This window comes from Streptomyces silaceus, from assembly GCF_001419745.1.
Classification (GTDB): Bacteria; Actinomycetota; Actinomycetes; order Streptomycetales; family Streptomycetaceae; genus Streptomyces; species Streptomyces silaceus.
Window position 1 is genome coordinate 1 of record NZ_LIRJ01000088.1, and the last position, 15051, is coordinate 15051.

At 72.2% G+C, this 15051-nt stretch carries 13 protein-coding genes; 4 read left to right on the plus strand and 9 right to left on the minus strand.

Going from position 1 to position 15051, the window contains the following annotated elements:
- On the minus strand, window positions 1–3835 hold a 3835-nt coding region (locus tag AOK22_RS10410; protein WP_055698304.1), incomplete at its 3' end, for a DEAD/DEAH box helicase.
- 385 nt (window positions 3836–4220) lie between these two features.
- On the minus strand, window positions 4221–5186 hold the full coding sequence (locus AOK22_RS10415) for a hypothetical protein (protein ID WP_055698305.1): 966 nt from the start codon (window positions 5184–5186) through the stop codon (window positions 4221–4223).
- Between the two features lie 80 nt (window positions 5187–5266).
- Here AOK22_RS10415 and AOK22_RS10420 point away from each other — a divergent pair, with 80 nt between their 5' ends.
- On the plus strand, window positions 5267–5461 hold the full coding sequence (locus tag AOK22_RS10420; protein WP_055698306.1) for a DUF3046 domain-containing protein: 195 nt from the start codon (window positions 5267–5269) through the stop codon (window positions 5459–5461).
- A 129-nt stretch (window positions 5462–5590) separates the two neighbouring features.
- On the plus strand, window positions 5591–6865 hold the full coding sequence (locus AOK22_RS10425) for an AI-2E family transporter (RefSeq protein ID WP_079036475.1): 1275 nt from the start codon (window positions 5591–5593) through the stop codon (window positions 6863–6865).
- Between the two features lie 28 nt (window positions 6866–6893).
- Here the strand turns inward: AOK22_RS10425 and AOK22_RS10430 are convergent, their stop codons facing one another.
- Window positions 6894–7682, minus strand: coding sequence for a hypothetical protein (locus tag AOK22_RS10430; RefSeq protein ID WP_055698308.1), 789 nt, complete (start codon window positions 7680–7682; stop codon window positions 6894–6896).
- A gap of 369 nt (window positions 7683–8051) precedes the next feature.
- Here AOK22_RS10430 and recA point away from each other — a divergent pair, with 369 nt between their 5' ends.
- Both recA and recX read left to right on the plus strand, forming a co-directional pair.
- Window positions 8052–9170: a recombinase RecA gene (recA, locus tag AOK22_RS10435; protein ID WP_055698309.1), complete on the plus strand. Its 1119-nt coding sequence runs from the start codon at window positions 8052–8054 to the stop codon at window positions 9168–9170.
- Between the two features lie 3 nt (window positions 9171–9173).
- A complete protein-coding gene (gene recX / locus AOK22_RS10440) occupies window positions 9174–9977 on the plus strand; it encodes a recombination regulator RecX (RefSeq protein ID WP_055698310.1) in 804 nt (267 codons plus the stop codon).
- Window positions 9978–10197: 220 nt separating this feature from the next.
- On the opposite strand, the gene AOK22_RS10445 is transcribed toward recX, so the two are convergent.
- The 6 genes from AOK22_RS10445 to AOK22_RS10465 form a co-directional block, all read right to left on the minus strand.
- The gene (locus AOK22_RS10445) at window positions 10198–10623 is read right to left on the minus strand and encodes a rhodanese-like domain-containing protein (protein WP_055698311.1); all 426 of its coding nucleotides are present in this window, start codon (window positions 10621–10623) and stop codon (window positions 10198–10200) included.
- Window positions 10620–11162, minus strand: a complete 543-nt coding sequence (locus AOK22_RS10450; RefSeq protein WP_208606387.1) for a cupin domain-containing protein — start codon at window positions 11160–11162, stop codon at window positions 10620–10622. The genes AOK22_RS10445 and AOK22_RS10450 overlap by 4 nt, the downstream gene beginning before the upstream one ends.
- A gap of 81 nt (window positions 11163–11243) precedes the next feature.
- On the minus strand, window positions 11244–11405 hold the full coding sequence (locus AOK22_RS43970; RefSeq protein WP_369693005.1) for a putative leader peptide: 162 nt from the start codon (window positions 11403–11405) through the stop codon (window positions 11244–11246).
- Between the two features lie 61 nt (window positions 11406–11466).
- A complete protein-coding gene (locus AOK22_RS10455; protein ID WP_055698313.1) occupies window positions 11467–13104 on the minus strand; it encodes an FAD-dependent monooxygenase in 1638 nt (545 codons plus the stop codon).
- A 220-nt stretch (window positions 13105–13324) separates the two neighbouring features.
- On the minus strand, window positions 13325–14368 hold the full coding sequence (locus tag AOK22_RS10460) for an amino acid ABC transporter permease (protein ID WP_079036477.1): 1044 nt from the start codon (window positions 14366–14368) through the stop codon (window positions 13325–13327).
- A complete protein-coding gene (locus tag AOK22_RS10465; RefSeq protein WP_055698314.1) occupies window positions 14365–15012 on the minus strand; it encodes an amino acid ABC transporter permease in 648 nt (215 codons plus the stop codon). Before AOK22_RS10465 ends, AOK22_RS10460 begins: the two co-directional genes overlap by 4 nt.
- Window positions 15013–15051: the final 39 nt, after the last annotated feature.

A 15051-nucleotide genomic window follows, 5' to 3' on the forward strand; every position in this document is an offset into this window, starting at 1 on the left:
TCCGCCAGATCGCCGACCAGGCCAGCTCCCAGATCGCGTCGGCCAGTTGGGGATCCGGGACGTCCGGGTGGGTGGTGGCGCGGACCTGGTCGGCGATCTGGCGGAAGAACAGGCCGTATCCCCCGGAGAGGGTGTCCAGGACCGACTGGTGCAGGGCGGTGAGCTCCAGGGGGTGAGGTGGTGGCAGGAGCAGGGGTGCGGCGTCGGCGAGGTAGAGGGAGACCCAGCCGTCCTTGCCCGGCAGGGAACCAGCACCCGCCCAGATCACCTCGCCGGCCGAGGTCAGCTCGTCGAGCATCGCCGGGTGGTAGCCCGCCACGCGTGACGGCAGGACGAGCTTCTCCAGCGCGGAGGCGGGAACCGTGGCGCCCTGCAGCTGTTCGACGGCGCGCACCAGACCGTCGATGCCCCGCAGGCCGTGCCCGCTCAAGTGCTGCCACTGGGGCAGGAACTGGGCGAGCGCGGCCGGTGGCACCGGCTCCAGTTCGTGCCGCAGGGCCGCGAGGGAGCGGCGGCGCAGACGGCGCAGGACGGCGGCGTCGCACCACTCCTGGCCGATGCCCGCCGGGTGGAACTCGCCCTGGACGACACGGCCGTTGGCCGCGAGGCGCTGCAGCGCGCCCTCGGTGACCGCGACCCCGAGGCCGAAACGGGCGGCGGCCGTGGCGGAGGTGAACGGTCCGTGGGTGCGCGCGAAGCGGGCGAGGAGGTCGCCGAGGGGATCCTTGACCGGCTCGGTGAACGCCTCGGGGACGCCCACGGGAAGGGCCGTGCCGAGGGCGTCGCGCAGACGGCCCGCGTCCTCGATCGCCGCCCAGTGGTCGGCGCCGGCGACGCGCACCCGGATGACGCGGCGGGCCGCCGCGAGCTCCTCGGCCCACCCGGGCTCGGCGCCCCGCTCGGCCAGCTCGGCCTCGGTCAGCGGTCCCAGGAGCCGCAGCAGGTCGGCGACGCCCTCGGAGTCCTTGACGCGACGGTCCTCCGTGCGCCACTGGAGCTCCTGCTCCAGCTCGGTGAGGACGTCCGCGTCGAGTAGCTCCCGCAGCTCCGCCTGGCCCAGCAGCTCCGCGAGCAGCCGCGAGTCCAGGGAGAGCGCGGCCGCGCGCCGCTCGGCGAGCGGGGAGTCGCCCTCGTACAGGAACTGGGCCACGTACCCGAACAGGAGCGAGCGGGCGAAGGGCGAGGGCTCGGGGGTGGTGACCTCGACGAGACGGACACGGCGGGACTCGATGTCACCCATCAGTTCCGTCAGGCCCGGTACGTCGAAGACGTCCTGGAGGCATTCCCTGACCGCCTCCAGGACGATCGGGAACGAACCGAACTCGCTCGCCACCTCCAGCAGTTGCGCCGCGCGCTGGCGCTGTTGCCACAGCGGGGTGCGCTTGCCGGGGCTGCGGCGCGGCAGCAGCAGCGCGCGGGCGGCGCACTCGCGAAAGCGCGACGCGAACAGCGCCGATCCGCCCACCTGGTCGGTGACGATCTGGTTGACCTCGCCCTTGTCGAAGGCGACATCGGCGGCGCCGACCGGGGCCTTCTCGGAGTCGTACTCCATGGAGGGAGCCGTGGGTTCCTGGTCGAGGAGGTCCAGGCCCATCAGGTCGGCGTCGGGCAGCCGCAGCACGATGCCGTCGTCGGCGTGCATGACCTGCGCGTCCATGCCGTACCGCTCGGTGAGGCGGGCACCGAGGGCCAGGGCCCACGGCGCGTGCACCTGGGCTCCGAAGGGGGAGTGCACGACGACCCGCCAGTCGCCCAGCTCGTCGCGGAACCGCTCGACCACGATCGTGCGGTCGTCCGGGATGTGGCCGCAGGCCTCGCGCTGCTCGGTGAGGTACGCCAGGACGTTGTCGGCGGCCCAGGGGTCCAGGCCAGCCGCGAGGAGCCGCTCGCGCGCGTCCTCCTGCGTCAGCGCGCCGACCTCCCGGAGGAAGGCGCCGAGCGCCCGGCCCAGTTCGAGCGGGCGGCCCAGCTGGTCGCCCTTCCAGAAGGGCAGGCGTCCGGGGACGCCCGGGGCGGGGGAGACGAGGACGCGGTCGCGGGTGATGTCCTCGATGCGCCAGGAGCTCGTGCCGAGCGTGAAGACGTCGCCCACGCGCGACTCGTACACCATCTCCTCGTCGAGTTCGCCGACGCGGCCGCCGCCCTTCTTGGGGTCGGCGCCCGCGAGGAAGACCCCGAAGAGGCCGCGGTCGGGGATCGTGCCCCCCGAGGTGACCGCGAGACGCTGTGCCCCGGGGCGCCCGGTGACCGTCCCGGCGACGCGGTCCCACACCACGCGCGGGCGCAGCTCCGCGAAGGCGTCCGACGGATATCGGCCCGCGAGCATGTCCAGGACGGCCGTGAACGCCGACTCCGGGAGCGAGGAGAAGGACGCCGACCGGCGCACCACCGCCAGCAGGTCGTCGACCTGCCAGCTGTCGAGCGCGACCATCGCCACCAGCTGCTGGGCCAGCACGTCCAAGGGGTTGGCCGGGACGCGCAGGGACTCGATGGCGCCGGTCCGCATCCGCTCGGTGACGACGGCGGCCTGGACGAGGTCCCCGCGGTACTTGGGGAAGACGACTCCGGTGGAGACCGCGCCCACCTGGTGGCCGGCCCGGCCCACGCGCTGGAGTCCGGACGCGACGGACGGCGGCGACTCGACCTGCACGACCAGGTCGACCGCGCCCATGTCGATGCCCAGCTCCAGACTGGAGGTGGCGACCACGGCCGGCAGCCTGCCCGCCTTCAGGTCCTCCTCGACCTGCGCGCGCTGCTCCTTGGAGACCGAGCCGTGGTGGGCGCGGGCCAGGACCGGTGGCGCGCTCTTGGCGGCGCCCGACTCGGCCATCAGCTCCGCGGGGGAGTGGTCCTCGGGGAGCGCCTCGCCGGTCGCCCTTTCGTACGCGATCTCGTTCAGGCGGTTGCACAGGCGCTCGGCCAGGCGGCGGGAGTTGGCGAACACGATCGTGGAGCGATGTGCCTGCACGAGGTCGGTGATGCGCTCCTCGACGTGCGGCCAGATCGACGGGCGCTCGGCCGCCGGCCCGGCGCCGTCACCGGCGTCGGTCACCGGGGAGCCGCCCAGCTCTCCGAGGTCCTCCACCGGCACCACTACGGAGAGGTCGAACTCCTTGCCGGACGGTGGCTGGACGATCTCCACCTTGCGCTGGGGCGAGAGATACCGCGCGACCTCGTCCACGGGGCGCACGGTCGCCGACAGGCCGATGCGGCGCGCGGGCCTCGGCAGCAGCTCGTCGAGACGCTCCAGGGACAGGGCCAGATGGGCGCCGCGCTTGGTGCCCGCCACCGCGTGCACCTCGTCCAGGATCACCGTCTCGATGCCGGTCAGGGCGTCCCGAGTGGCGGAGGTGAGCATCAGGAACAGCGACTCGGGGGTGGTGATCAGGATGTCCGGCGGGCGCGTCGACAGGGCCCGGCGCTCGGCCGCGGGCGTGTCGCCCGAGCGGATGCCGACCCGCACCTCCGGCTCGGGCAGGCCGAGGCGCACCGACTCCTGGCGGATGCCGGTCAGCGGGCTGCGCAGATTGCGTTCGACATCGACCGCGAGGGCCTTCAGCGGCGACACGTACAGCACGCGGCACCGCTTCTTCGCGTCGGCCGGCGGCGGCGTCGACGCCAGCTGGTCGAGCGCGGCGAGGAAGGCGGCCAGGGTCTTGCCGGAGCCCGTGGGCGCGACGACCAGCACGTCGGACCCCTCGGCGATCGCCTGCCACGCGCCGGCCTGGGCGGAGGTCGGCGCGGAGAAGGCACCGGTGAACCAGCCGCGGGTCGCGGGCGAGAACCCGTCGAGGGCGCGGTGGGCGCGAGGAGCGCTGGACGCGGAGCTGACCATGCCCCCATCGTGCACCCCGCCACTGACAATGGCGGCGACCTGCGTAAACGAGGCCGCCTCGGCGGGGCCGCGGTCGGCTGGTGCCTGCGGTGGATCGCGGGCGGATGCTCGTGCGGCGCGGTGTCCGCGGTCAGTCGCGGGCGGTCGCTCGCTCGGCGGCGGTCGTTCGTCCTGGACGCCTGGACGCCTGGACGCCTGGACGCCTGGACGCCTGGACGCCTGGACGGCAGGACGCCAGGACGGCGGGGCTCGTCTCGGCGCCTTCGCGCCGGTGCCGCGCGAGCTTGCGGGCCGACCCGGCATCCGCACACGGTCGCCGAGCCGCTCGGCGGCCACCGAGGCGGAGGAGGCGGTGAGCCCGCCTTCTCCCCGGCCGGCGGTGTCCTCAGGCGATGGTCCGCCCGTACGCCCTGAGCGTGCGCAGCGCCTCGATGGTGACGATCGGGCGCGCCTCCAGGGCCGTGCCCGGCGCCCACTGGCGCCAGCGGATCGGCCAGCCGCCGTCCTCCCGCTGCTCCCGCGTCAGGAAGTCCAGCGAGCGTTGCATCTCCTCGTCGGTGAACCACGCGCGCGCGAGGGACTCGGGCACCTTCGCGTAGTCGTGCGGGAAGTGGTGCTCGCCCGCCGCGTAGCCGGGCGCCACCGGATACGCGTCCAGGTTCTCCGGATCGAGGGCGGCCAGGCGCTGCTCGCGCACGAGGCGGCCCAGGCGGTCGGCGGCGGCCTGTGCGCGCGGGCGGTCGGGTGCGCCGTCGAGGAAGGCGACGGCGGCTTCGATCTCGTACGGATGGGTCTTCTCGAGCGATTCGACGGCCGCCCAGCAGAAGTCCGTGGCCCGGAAGAGCCAGGCGTGCCAGACCTCGTTGCGGTGCAGCAGGCCCACCACGGGGCCGGTGGCGAGCAGTTCGCTGGGCGGGTCGTCGACGATCGGCACGAACGGCGCGGAGGGGTAGCCGCGCTGGCTGGGATGGATCGCGGGAAGGGCACCTTCGGGCGTCGACACCGAGGTCAGATAGCGGCATACGCGCTCCACCCGCTGCCCGCCGCAGCGCCGGATCGAGTCCAGCACGCGCAGCGCGTGCCCGGTGTGCAGAGGCTGGCTGACGGGACCGCGCAGATCGGGTTCGAGCGCGTAGCCGTACCCGCCGTCCGCGGTGGCGTACGAGGTCAGGGCGGTCTCGACCGCGTCGGCGGCCGGGGTGTCGCCCGCGCCGTCGAGGAAGTGGTACGCGAACCGTCGCTGCTCGAGGATCCGCGCGGTGAGCCAGACGAAGTGCTCGGCGCGGGCGAGCGGGGAGGGCGCCGCGTCGGGGGAGTGCACTGGGTCGGGGGATGCTCCGGTTTCGGCCATGTTCCGACCGTAGGACGGAAAGCGTTTCCGGCAAGCCCCCTGGGGCCCGGCTGCACTCTCAGGGGCGCGATACTGGAGGCATGCGGTTGACGGTCTTCTGGCAGCGGATGGCGGATCACTTCGGAGCGGGGTACGCCGATTCCTTCGCGCGCGATCACGTGATGACGGAGCTGGGCGGGCGTACGGTCCACGAGGCGCTGGACGCGGGCTGGGAGGCCAAGGACGTCTGGCGCGCGGTGTGCGCGGCCATGGACGTACCGGCCGAAAAGCGCTGACCCAGGACAGAGCCCGTCGCCGTCGGAGGGCGCCACGCGCGCGTGGCTGCGTCACGAGTCGGTTTCTACGATCGTCCCAAGATGCGGGGGCGGCGGCCGATTGTCGGCAGCGTGGGCGACACTTGCCCCGTGGCACCGACAGATGAGACCGCGCAGGTCACCCAGGACACCGCTTCGCCCGGCACGACGCCGCCCGCGCAGCCCCCCGCCGGGGCCGAGGCAGGGCGCGGCGCCCGCATGCCGCGCTGGCTGCCGCGTGCCATGGTGCTCGCCCTCGCGTTCATCGCCTGCTTCCAACTGGGCAGTTGGGCGTTCCACCAGCTCACCGGGCTGCTGATCAATGTCCTGATCGCGTTCTTCCTGGCACTCGCCGTCGAGCCGGCGGTGAGCTGGATGGCGGCGCGCGGGCTGCGCAGGGGCTTCGCCACGTTCCTGGTGTTCCTGAGCGTCGTGATCGCGGGCGCGGGCTTCGTCACGCTGATGGGCTCGATGCTCGCGGGCCAGATCGTCGACATGGTCGAGGACTTCCCCGACTACCTCGACAAGGTCATCAGCTGGATCAACCAGACGTTCCACACGGACCTCTCCCGCGTCGAGGTCCAGGACAGCCTGGTCCACTCCGACTGGCTGCAGAAGTACGTGCAGAACAGCGCCAGCGGCGTCCTGGACGTCTCCGCGCAGGTCCTCGGCGGTCTCTTCCAGCTCCTGACCATCCTGCTGTTCTCGTTCTACTTCGCGGCCGACGGGCCGCGGCTGCGGCGGGCGCTGTGCTCGGTGCTGCCGCCGGCCAGGCAGGCCGAGGTGCTGCGCGCCTGGGAGATCGCGGTCGACAAGACCGGCGGCTATCTGTACTCGCGCGGCCTGATGGCGCTGATCTCCGGGATCGCGCACTACATCCTGCTCCAGGCCCTGGACGTGCCCTACGCGCCCGTGCTCGCCGTGTGGGTGGGTCTCGTCTCCCAGTTCATCCCCACCATCGGCACGTACCTGGCGGGCGCCCTGCCGATGCTGATCGCCTTCACGGTCGATCCCTGGTACGCGCTCTGGGTGCTGACGTTCGTCGTCATCTACCAGCAGTTCGAGAACTACGTGCTGCAGCCCAAGCTGACCGCCAAGAGCGTGGACATCCATCCCGCGGTCGCCTTCGGCTCGGTCATCGCGGGCACGGCGCTCCTCGGCGCGGTCGGGGCGCTCATCGCGATCCCCGCAGTCGCGACGCTGCAGGCCTTCCTCGGGGCGTACGTGAAGAGGTACGACGTGACGGACGACCCTCGGGTGCACGGCCACCGGCGCCGTGGCGGGGCGACCCTCCTCGCGCGCGTGCGGGGCGCGCTGCGGGGGCCCAACCGTCCGGGAGCGGCACCGCGGTCCGACGCGGAGCCCGAGCGGGACGGCGACCGGTAGGCCGGTCGGGGAGAGTGGCCGGGGGCGGTCAGGAGGAGAGGGCGCCCCACACTCCGGCGCCGAGGACAGCCACTCCGTAGAGGCCGACCGCCACGGTCAGCACGCGCCACCGCGTCCGCTCGCTCCAGGAGGTGCGGGACAGCAGCCAGGCGAGGGCGGGCAGCACGAGGACGGCGTGCAGGCTCACTCCATGCAGCGGCTTGAGCGGTGTCGTGGAGGCGTACGCGTCCTCCTGGTGGCCGGTCCTGGTCAGGTACACACCGCGGGCGATCATGGCCGCGCCCGACGCCAGCGCGACGAGCAGTACGGCGAAGCCGGACCGCAGCGCGAGCGGCATTCCCAGGGGGCCGTCAGGCCGCCTCCTGAAGGAGATGACCGCGAACGCCGAGAGCAGGACGACGAGGATCCCGCCGCCGACCGCGAGCGCCATGGACACCGCGGAGTCGAAGCCGGTCTCCATGTTGAGATGCGAGGGCACGCGGCGCCATGCCTGCAAGGTGATCCCGCCGACCTCCAGCACGCAGTCGGCGGCGAACAGGACGAGTAGCGCGGTCCGTACCCGTCGGCTCATCCGCAGGTACGAGGTCACCCAGGTGACCGCGATCAGCGTCACACCGAAGGACAGCCCGAACGTCACGGGCTTCCGCCAGGAGACGGGTCCTTCCCAGGGGCCGCCGTCGACCGCGAAGACCACGAGATGCGTCAGGCCCGAGAGGACCAGAGCGGCACCGATCACATGGCCGAGGCGTTCGGCGGGGCGCAGGGACGGCAGGGACGCGCGGCGCACGCCCTCTCCCGCCCCGAAGCGGGTATCCATGAGGACAGCCTGGCGAGAACGCGGCCGAGGGGCGTCCTCCGGCCGAAGACACCGGCCGTACGCCCGCGGAAGTAGCCCCGGAACGGACCGGCGGTTGGAGGTCCTGCGGTCGCGTGGTCCCACGGGCGCCCAGGGTGTCGCCCGCGGCGTGCCGCGCTTGACACCAAAATCGAACATCCATTCTTATGAGGTGTCCGACGGCGATCTTCCGGGGGTCCGACAGGGATCCCTGGGACGCTCCGGAGGATTTCGGGGGAGGGATTGCCTCGAGTTATCCACAGGCTGGACGGGCGTCGGGGCGGATTGTCAGTGGCAGGCGTTAGCGTCTTTGACGTGAAGCGATCGACTCAAGCAAACCGGGTGGAACCCATGGCAGGAACCGACCGCGAGAAGGCGCTCGACGCCGCGCTCGCACAGATTGAACGGCAATTCGGCAAGGGCGCAGTGATGCGCATGGGCGAGCGGCCGAACGAGCCCATCGAGGTCATCCCCACCGGGTCGACCGCGCTCGACGTGGCCCTCGGCGTCGGCGGCCTGCCGCGCGGCCGTGTGGTGGAGGTGTACGGCCCGGAGTCCTCCGGTAAGACGACCCTGACCCTGCACGCGGTGGCCAACGCCCAGCGCGCGGGCGGCGCGGTGGCCTTCGTGGACGCCGAGCACGCCCTCGACCCCGAGTACGCGAAGAAGCTCGGCGTCGACATCGACAACCTCATCCTGTCCCAGCCGGACAACGGTGAGCAGGCCCTCGAGATCGTCGACATGCTGGTCCGCTCCGGCGCCCTCGACCTCATCGTCATCGACTCCGTCGCCGCGCTCGTGCCGCGCGCGGAGATCGAGGGCGAGATGGGTGACTCGCACGTGGGTCTCCAGGCCCGCCTGATGAGCCAGGCGCTGCGGAAGATCACCAGCGCGCTCAACCAGTCCAAGACCACCGCGATCTTCATCAACCAGCTGCGCGAGAAGATCGGCGTGATGTTCGGCTCCCCGGAGACCACGACCGGTGGCCGGGCCCTGAAGTTCTACGCCTCGGTGCGCATCGACATCCGCCGCATCGAGACCCTGAAGGACGGCACGGACGCGGTCGGCAACCGCACCCGCTGCAAGGTCGTCAAGAACAAGGTCGCGCCGCCCTTCAAGCAGGCCGAGTTCGACATCCTCTACGGCCAGGGCATCAGCCGCGAGGGCGGCCTGATCGACATGGGCGTCGAGCACGGCTTCGTCCGCAAGGCGGGCGCCTGGTACACGTACGAGGGCGACCAGCTCGGCCAGGGCAAGGAGAACGCCCGCAACTTCCTGAAGGACAACCCCGACCTCGCCAACGAGATCGAGAAGAAGATCAAGGAGAAGCTGGGCGTCGGTGTGAAGCCGGAGACGCCGGCGGAGCCGGGTGCGGACGCGGCGGGCGCGGCCCCGGCCGACGACGCCAAGACGGTTCCCGCGCCGGCGGCCAAGGCCACCAAGTCCAAGGCCGCGGCGGCCAAGAGCTAGTCCGTGACGCGACGAACCGACTGGGCGGAGTACACCGCCCCCGAAAGCCGCACCGGCTACGCCGGGCCGGACCACGGGGACGGTGCTGATCAGGGCGGCACCGGGTGGGACGGCGGGCGCGGCGGGTTCGGGGACGACGACGGCACCGGCTTCCCGGACGGCGACGACACCGGTTCCCGGGACGGCGGGCCCCGGGGCCGCGGCGGCCGGAGCCCCGGGCGCCGACGGCGCCGCGGCGGCTTCGGCGACCACCAGGACAGCGGCTCCCCTTCCTCGTCGAGGGCCGAGAAGGGGGAGTCGCCGAAGGGGGATCCGGCCGAGCGGGCGCGGGCGATCTGTCTGCGCCTGCTCACCGGTACGCCCCGCACGCGCAAGCAGCTCGCGGACGCGTTGCGCAAGCGGGAGATCCCCGACGACGTGGCGGAAGAGGTCCTCTCCCGCTTCGAAGAGGTCGGCCTGATCAACGACAGCGCCTTCGCGGACGCCTGGGTGGAGTCCCGGCACCACGGCCGGGGCCTGGCCCGGCGCGCCCTCGCGCGGGAGCTGCGCACGAAGGGCGTGGAGTCCACGCTGATCGACGAAGCCGTCGGGCAGCTCGACTCGGAGCAGGAGGAGGCGACCGCGCGCGAGCTCGTCGCCCGCAAGCTCCGTTCCACGCGAGGCCTCGACCGCGACAAGCGCCTGCGCCGCCTCGCGGGCATGCTCGCCCGCAAGGGCTATCCGGAGGGCATGGCGCTCCGAGTGGTCCGCCAAGCCCTGGAGGAAGAGGGCGAGGACACCGAGGACCTGGGGTACGAGGCGTTCTGAGCGGGGCCGCTCCCACGGGGGTGGGGCGGCCCGTCGGAGCGGTCTGGTGTCTTGAGTCCGGAGCGATCCTCGTGTCCCGCTCCGCAGGGCGATCCGCACGCGCGGATGCCGGTGGAGCCCCCTCACCGAGCCGTACTGAAGCCCGGTGAGAGGCACCCGCATGCCGCGCGGCTTGCACCGCCACATGCCGCACGGCCTGGCGGCACCCCCGCGCGCGTGGTCACGCCCGGCCGGCCTCCGCGACGGGAAGCCCGGCCGCCCGCCACGCCTGGAACCCGCCGATGAGATCGGTCGCGTGACGCAGTCCCAACTGCCGCAAGGAGACGGCGGCGAGACTGGACGCGTACCCCTCGTTGCAGACCACGACGACGCGCAGGTCGTGGCCCGTGGCTTCCGGGGCGCGATGGCTGCCCTGGGGGTCCAGGCGCCACTCCAGCTCATTGCGCTCGACGACCAGGGCGCCGGGGATCAGCCCGTCGCGCTCCCGCAGCGCCGCGTACCGGATGTCGACCAGCAGGCCGCCGTCCCGCGCGGTGTCGTACGCCTCCTGGGGCGTGACCCGGTCCAGATCGCGCCGTACGCGCTCCAGCAACTCGTCGATGCCGAGCGGGCGTTCACCTATCGGGTCGCCGGTCTTCTCGCTCACTGCCAGTCCTCCGGGCGCTCCACGGCCTCCAGGCGGAGGACCTCACCGGTGCGGCTGTAGCGGCGGATGCGCGGCAGCGGCGGGTAGTAGGCGTGCACCGAGATGGCGTGCTCGGTCGAGGACTCGTTCAGCACCTCGTGCACGTGGTTCCGGCCGAAGGCGCGGCCCTCGCCGGCCGTCAACTCCCGCTCGCGGTCGACGTCTTCGGAGAGCTCCAGGGTCTTCCAGCCCTCGGTGGGCAGCCGTACGGCGAGCGAATTCTCCTTGAGGGTGCCCTTGGCGGTGAGGAAGGCGCCGATCGACTCGGCGTGGTCGTGCCAGCCGGTGCCGGTGCCGGGCGGCCAGCCGATCAGCCAGGCCTCACTGCCGCCCGGTCCCTCCAGGCGCACCCAGGTGCGGCCCTCCGGGTCGAGCGGCAGGGAGGCGATGACTTCGGGGTCGGCCGCGCTGCGGCGGACGAAGTCGAGGAGCGCGGCGGCGGTGGGCGCCGCACTGCGCGCGGACGAGGGCGCGGCGGAAGAAGGGGCGGAAGCAGACACGGATACCGTCCTGGAGGTTCGCGGAAGCACGCGCGGGACATCCGGGAAGCCGGGCTCAGCGCGCGAGGGAGAAAGGCGAGATCAACAGGACGGGTGACACACGCAGCCCGCGTACCGGACGAGGTCCATGTGGACCCTCCGCCACAGGCGCACATCGGTGTCGGTCACGATCCGGAGTAGACCACGGAGCCCGAAACCGGTCAACTCCGGCTCAGCATGCGGTCGGCGGGGCGGCCCTCTCACGGACCCGCCCCGCCGTCTCCTTCTCCCTCGTACCTTCTCCCTCGTACCTTCTCCTTCGTGCCTACTTCGTCTTCGCCGGGCTGTCCTGCGCGTCGGCCTGCTCCGGACGCCCCGCGTCCGCGCCGCGCTCAGCCTGCTCCCCGCCGCCCAGGGCCGCCTCGGCCGCCGCGTACAGCTCGGCCGGACGCACCCCGGACAGCGCGGTGACGAGATGGCCGTCGGGGCGCACGAGCAGGACGGAGTGCGCGGCGGCCCCCGGGTAGCTCTCCGCGACGAGCAGCTCGGCGTCGTGCGGCAGCGCCGAGACGGCGGCGGCCAGCCGCGGCATGATCCCGGCCGAGACCCAGTGCCGCCGCTCCCACACCACCGTGCCGGGCGCGACGAGGACGACGAGCAGCTGCCCGAGCCCGAGCCGGTCCCGCAGCTGGACGAAGGACCCGTCGGGCGCCGTCACCCGCACATCGGCCACCGGCGCCCCCGGCGGCGTACCCACCGCTACCTCGGACTCGGTCGGCTCGGGCGCCAGGGGCGAGTCGGCGTACGACGACGGCGCGCCGAGCGGGCCGCGCCCCACATGCCCGTCCGTGAGGAGCGTGTCGTGCCCGCGCGCGGCCCCCGGCACGTAGGAGCGCAGCCCCTTGCCGCCGCGCAGTACAGGCAGCGACTGGTCGGCGGCGCGCAGGCGCGCGGCCACACCGGCGCGCCGCTCGGCCTGATAGCTGTCGAGCAGCGAGTCGCGGGCGCCGTGGTGCCAGGCGAGCGCCAGCTTCCAGGAGAGGTTGTCGGCGTCCCGCAGCCCCTCGTCGAGCCCTTGTGTGCCGAGCGCGCCGAGCAGGTGCGCGGCGTCCCCGGCGAGGAAGGCGCGGCCGATCCGCCACCGCCGGGCCAGGCGGTGATGGACGGTGTGCACGCCCGTGTCCAGCAGTTCGTACGGCGGAGTGGCGCCCTCGCACCAGCCCGCGAGGGTCTCCCGGATGCGCACGACGAGGGCGTCGGGGGTCACCAGCTCGCCGCGCGGAGGCAGCAGCCAGTCGAGCCGCCACACCCCGCCGGCCAGCGGACGGCCCGTCACCTCGGCGCCCCCGCCGCGCCACGGAGGCATCCGATGCAACAACGCTTCTCCCTGCCAGGGAAGTTCCGTGCGCAGCGCCGCCACGGCGTGTCGCTCGACGGCCGTACGCCCCGGGAAGCGGATGTCGAGCAGCTTGCGCACGGTGGAGCGGGGGCCGTCGCAGCCCACCAGATAACTGCCCCGCCACCAGGTGTCCTTCGGTCCGCGGGTGTGCGCGGTCAGTCCGGAGGCGTCCTGCTCCAGGGAGTCGAGCTTGCTCTCCACGGCGACCTTGACCAGCCGCTCGTCGGCGATGGCGTCGCGCAGCGCGCCGGTCAGTACGTGCTGGGGCAGATGCAGCGGGGCGGGGCAGCCCTCTCCGAAGGAGAGCTCCCGCATCAGTTGTTTGCGCCGCAAGGAGCGCCAGCTGGTCCACCGCGCGCCCGACTCCGCGTCCCCGAACGAGTGACCCACCAGTCGCTCCACGAACGCCGCGGTGTCCTCGCGGAGCACGACGGTCCGCGCGGGGCGCTGCTCGTCCTTGCCCGGTCCCTCGTCGAGGACGACGGTGGGCACCGAGTGGCGGGCGAGGGACAGGGCGAGCGCGAGCCCGACGGGGCCCGCGCCGACGACGATCACCGGGTCCACGGCGCACACCCTCCGGCCCGCTGGGCCCCGAGGGTCCGGACTGCCCGGAAGCGCTGGACGTACGTACAGGAACTGGCAGTTGGAGCCCGGTGCACGATCACAGAACGTATGCAACCCATTGCCGGTGCTTGCGTCAAGTGACGATGGCAGTGGCGTGCTTCAGAACAGGCGCGTGGGGGACAGCATCAGGGCTGTCCCCCACGTCAGTGACGGAGATTCGTCAGTTGGACTTTCCAACCCCATCCCCGGGGTCGTCCTTCGGGGCGCCGGAGTCACCCTTCGGGCGGTCCGCCCCGGCGTCGGGGGCGTCGGCACCCTCCGGAGCGCCGGTCGGCTCGGGAGAGTCGGCGGGCGCGCCCGGCGCGTCCACCGGGGCGGCCGTCGGGCCGAGCGGCGTGGTCGCGTCGAGCACCCCGGGGGCCTCCGCGGGCTCGGCGGCGGCCGCCACCACGATGCCCGTCTTGGCGCGGCGCCCGCGCTTCTCGATCCACGTGGCGAGCGAGGAGAGGGCGAGGCAGAGCGCGATGTAGATGACACCGAAGACGGTGACCGTCTGGACGAACGGGTACGTGCCGTTCACCGGCGTGTTGTTGGCGATGAGCCGTGCCGAGTACAGGAGCTCGGGGTAGAGGATCATGAAGCCGAGCGAGGTGTCCTTGAGGGTCACCACGAGCTGGCTGATGATCGTCGGCAGCATCGACCGCACGGCCTGCGGGAAGAGGATGCTGATCATGACCTGGGTCTTGCTCATGCCCAGGGCGTACGCGGCCTCCCGCTGCCCCTTCGGCACGGAGTTGATGCCGGCGCGCAGCACCTCGGCCTGGACGCAGCCGTTGTAGATGGTCAGACCCAGCACCAGCGCCCACAGCGGGGTCATGTCGCCGAGGATGCCCACCCACAGGGCGAAGATCGTGATCAGCAGCGGGATCGACCGGAAGAGGTCGATGAAGGCGACCGAGACCCAGCGGATGGGCCGGTGGTCGGAGAGCCTGCCGACGCACAGCACGACCGCGAAGATCAGCGAGAAGAAGCCCGCGAGGACGAAGGCCTTCAGCGTCGCCAGGAGCGCGTCGAAGATGTTCTGCCGGATGCCCGAATAGTTGAAGATGTCCCACAGGGCGCCGTCGAACTCGCCCTTCTCGTTGAGCCGCAGGACGATCCACAGGAGCAGGCCGAGCAGCGCGGCCGAGCCGATCACCGAGTAGATGACGTTGCGGACCCTGGCCTTGGGGCCGGGTGCGTCGAAGAGAACGCTGGCGCTCATCGGGCGACCTCCATTCGGTGCTCCAGCAGCCGGAAGATGCCGTTGATGGCGTACGTGATGATCAGGTAGGCGACCGTGATCCAGACGAAGATCATCACGATGTCGTAGCCCTCGTTGCTGAGCGTCTTGGTGATGTTGAACAGCTCGACGTTGTCGAAGCCGCCCGCGATCGCCGAGTTCTTGGTCAGCGCGATGAAGATCGAGCCCATCGGGGCGATGACCGCGCGCGTGGCCTGCGGGAGTACCACGATCCGCATGACCTGCGTGAAGCTCATGCCGATGGCGCGGGCCGCCTCGGCCTGGCCCATCGGCACGGTGTTGATGCCCGAGCGGAGGGCCTCGGCTATGAAGGACGACGTGTAGAAGCCCAGCGCCGTCACGGCGAGCACGAAGGAGTCCATGTCCGGGAACAGGATCTTCGGCAGGATGAAGAAGGCCACCAGGAACAGCAGCGTGAGCGGGGTGTTCCGGAGGATGTTCACCCACAGGGTGCCGAAGATGCGCAGCGGCGGCACCGGGGAGACCCGGAAGGCGGCGATGATCACGCCGAGCACCATGGCGATGATCCCGCTGACCACGGTCAGCTCCACGGTGCCGATGAACCCCTCGCGGAACAGCGACAGGTTGTCGGTCAGTACGTTCATGAATTCTCCGCGAGAGGGCGGTCGGACGGCGACGTGCTC